We start from the raw sequence: 2,792 nt of genomic DNA, 5'->3' as shown, positions 1-2,792 counted from the left end.
GGCCGCTGGAATTCCTGGAAACTGCCGCTCCCAAAAGCCCTGGCGAAGGGCACCCGGTAGGCTGCTCTAACCTTTGCGGAAGCCGATCCAGAAGCCCAGGGTAAAGCTGCCGGCTGCCGCGATGCTGCTGGAAAACCAGGCGATGACCTTGTCCAGTGCGCCCTTGGCGCCGCCGGCCTCGCTCATGGCACCGGTGTAGGCGGCTTCGATGGCCTCCCAGTGCACCGTGATGAAGCCGATGCGGGCAAGGCCCACCAGCAGGGCGGTGACGACGCCCAGGAGGATCAGCGCGAACTTCAGCGCCTTTTTCATGCTGTAGCCAACGGCGGCACCCAGGATGAAGCCCAGCCCCGCCTGCTGGCCGAGCAGCGACCAGTTGAAGCCGCCCTCCACTTCACCACCCCCGCCGGGCTTCAGGTGAGTGCCCATCTTTGACAAAGAGGGCGGAGAAACCTCCATTGCAGATCCCCCCGCCCCGGCCTGCTGTCGTCTCGCGGATAAGCCCGGCCTGCCTTGCGCCACCCGTCGAAATGGCCCCAGGCGGCTTACCGCCCGCGCCTCCTATCAGGTAGTACTAGGCCGTCGCCTCGTGTGGCGGCCTGTCCTCCACCGGCACGTAGCGCAGGTCGAACGGCCCCGAGTACTCGGCACGTGGCCGGATGAGCCGGTTGTCCGCATACTGCTCCAGGAGGTGGGCCGTCCAACCGGAGATGCGGCTCACCGCGAAGACCGGCGTGAACAGGTCGATGGGAATGCCCAGAATGTGGTAAACCGACGCCGAGTAGAAGTCCACGTTGGGGTACAGGTCCTTCTCGGCGCGCACGGCCTCTTCCACCGCAACCGAGATCTGGTACCAGCGCATGTCGCCTCGCTGCCGGCCCAGCTCCTCCGAGTACCGCTTGAGAATCAAGGCTCGCGGATCCCACGTCTTGTACACCCGGTGTCCGAACCCGGGGATACGCTCCTTGGCTGTCAACTTCGCATGCACGACCTCGGCGGCCCGACCCGGATCCCCGATCTCCATGAGCAGCCGCATGACCTGTTCGTTTGCTCCGCCATGAAGCGGTCCCTTCAGCGTCCCAACCGCCGACGCCACCGACGAGTACATGTCCGAAAGCGTGGACGCGGTGACCCGCCCCGCAAAGCAGGAGGCGTTGAACTCGTGGTCTGCGTGCAGGATCAGAGCCACGTCCATGACCCGGGCGCTGGTCTCGTCCGGGCGCTCCCCGAACAGCATGTACAGGAAGTTGGCCGAGTGGCCGAGCTGCGGGTCTGGCTCCACCACCGCAAGGCCCCGGCGCAGCCGGTGGAACGCCGCCACGAGCGTCGCCACACGCGCGGTCAGCCGCACGGACTTACGCAAATTGGCCTCCCGGGAATTGTCGTCGGCCTCCGGGTCGAACAGCCCCAGCGCGGCCACGGCCGTCTGCAGAACGGCCATGGGCGAGCGCGGCGGCACCAGCTTGATGAGTTCGATGACAGCCTGCGGCACCGTGCGGGAACTCGTCAGCTCCTCCTTCAGGGCAGCCAGTTCCCGGGAGTCGGGCAGCCGCCCGTGCCATAGCAGGAACGCCACTTCCTCGAAGCTGGAGTGCTCCGCCAGTTCCCTGATGTCGTAGCCCTGGTAGATGAGCCGGCCCAGCTTACCGTCCACGTAGCTGATGGCAGACCGGGCCACCACGACGCCTTCCAGGCCTCGAGCGATCTGGGTTGCCTCGCTCATCGGAAAGCACGCCCCCCGTTTTAAAATCGGTTACCGGCAAGCGGTAACAGGGATACGAATACACTCGCGAACCACTCGCACTGCTAAATTCGTGCTTGAGAGCACGAGTACCTGCTTCAGGGATGCAGCCGGCGGTACTGGCCGCCGAAAAAGATCAGGGGAGGGCCGTCGGCGCCGGCGCTGGCCTGCTCCACCCGCGCGACGAAGATGGAGTGGTCGCCCCCCGGATGGATCGCGACGACCCGGCATTCCAGGTGAGCCAGGGCTCCCTCGACCAGGGGGACCCCGGTCGCGCCGGCTCGGAAGCGCAGCATGCCGTCGGGCAGGCTCTCGCGGCGCCGGGCGAAGTAGTGGGAGAGTTCAAGCTGGCTTTCGCCCAGGATGCTCACACCGAACCGGCCCGCACGGCGCATGGGCTCGTGGATTTCCCGGGACCTACCCACGCACACCAGGACAAGGGGCGGGTCGAGGGAGACCGACGTGAAGGCGTTGGCCGTCATCCCAACAGGCGCCTCCGGTGTCCCGGTGGTCACAACGGTTACCCCGGTGGCAAAGCGGCCAAGAATCCGGCGAAACAGCAGCGGGTCCAGCAAGGCGTCGCCCCCCGTCACATGATACAGGAACTCCGCAGGAAGGGAGCGTGGTCACGCCAAAGTAGCCAACCCCGAGGCCCTCGGAAAAGCGGGATCCCTCGGAGAGGAGGCGGCGACACGTGCCTGCGGCCCCCGAGGACTCTCTTTCCAACCGCATGGAACAGGCCGTCCTGGCCGCGCTAGACGAGGCGCTTGCCTACCACCCGGACGCGTGCCGGTGCAGCCGGTGCCGCCGAGATATCGTGGCCCTGGCGCTGCGCAACCTCCCCGCCCGCTACGCCGGGAGTTCGGAGGGCACCGTCGTGATCGACGTGGAACTCCAGCGCCTCCAGACCCGCCTGGAGGTCTTCAAGGCGCTGCACCAGGCCATTTCCGTGGTCAAGACCCGCCCCCACCACGGCCGCGCGGGCTGAAAGGCAAGCCGCCGCCCCGGCCTTCCATCCCCTCGGGAGAGCGGGGGTCGCCGGCTGCGAGCG

4 protein-coding genes are annotated in these 2,792 nt (G+C 67.0%); 1 reads left to right on the top strand and 3 read right to left on the bottom strand.

Going from position 1 to position 2,792, the window contains the following annotated elements; genetic code table 11:
• Positions 1-66: 66 nt before the first annotated feature.
• The 3 genes from AB1609_20235 to AB1609_20225 all read right to left on the bottom strand — a co-directional run bounded on the left by AB1609_20235 (position 67) and on the right by AB1609_20225 (position 2,316).
• Positions 67-393 (bottom strand): FUN14 domain-containing protein, encoded by a 327-nt coding sequence (locus AB1609_20235; GenBank protein MEW6048772.1) that lies wholly within the window; start codon positions 391-393, stop codon positions 67-69.
• Positions 394-574: 181 nt separating this feature from the next.
• Positions 575-1,723 (bottom strand): citrate synthase, encoded by a 1,149-nt coding sequence (locus AB1609_20230; GenBank protein ID MEW6048771.1) that lies wholly within the window; start codon positions 1,721-1,723, stop codon positions 575-577.
• 116 nt (positions 1,724-1,839) lie between these two features.
• On the bottom strand, positions 1,840-2,316 hold the full coding sequence (locus AB1609_20225) for a flavin reductase family protein (protein MEW6048770.1): 477 nt from the start codon (positions 2,314-2,316) through the stop codon (positions 1,840-1,842).
• A 119-nt stretch (positions 2,317-2,435) separates the two neighbouring features.
• Between AB1609_20225 and AB1609_20220 the strand changes: the two genes are divergently transcribed.
• A complete protein-coding gene (locus tag AB1609_20220; GenBank protein MEW6048769.1) occupies positions 2,436-2,729 on the top strand; it encodes a late competence development ComFB family protein in 294 nt (97 codons plus the stop codon).
• Positions 2,730-2,792: the final 63 nt, after the last annotated feature.

Source organism: Bacillota bacterium, from assembly GCA_040754675.1.
In the GTDB taxonomy this organism is placed as follows: Bacteria; Bacillota; Limnochordia; order Limnochordales; family Geochordaceae; genus Geochorda.
This window is presented reverse-complemented; position numbering and strand designations above follow the sequence as displayed.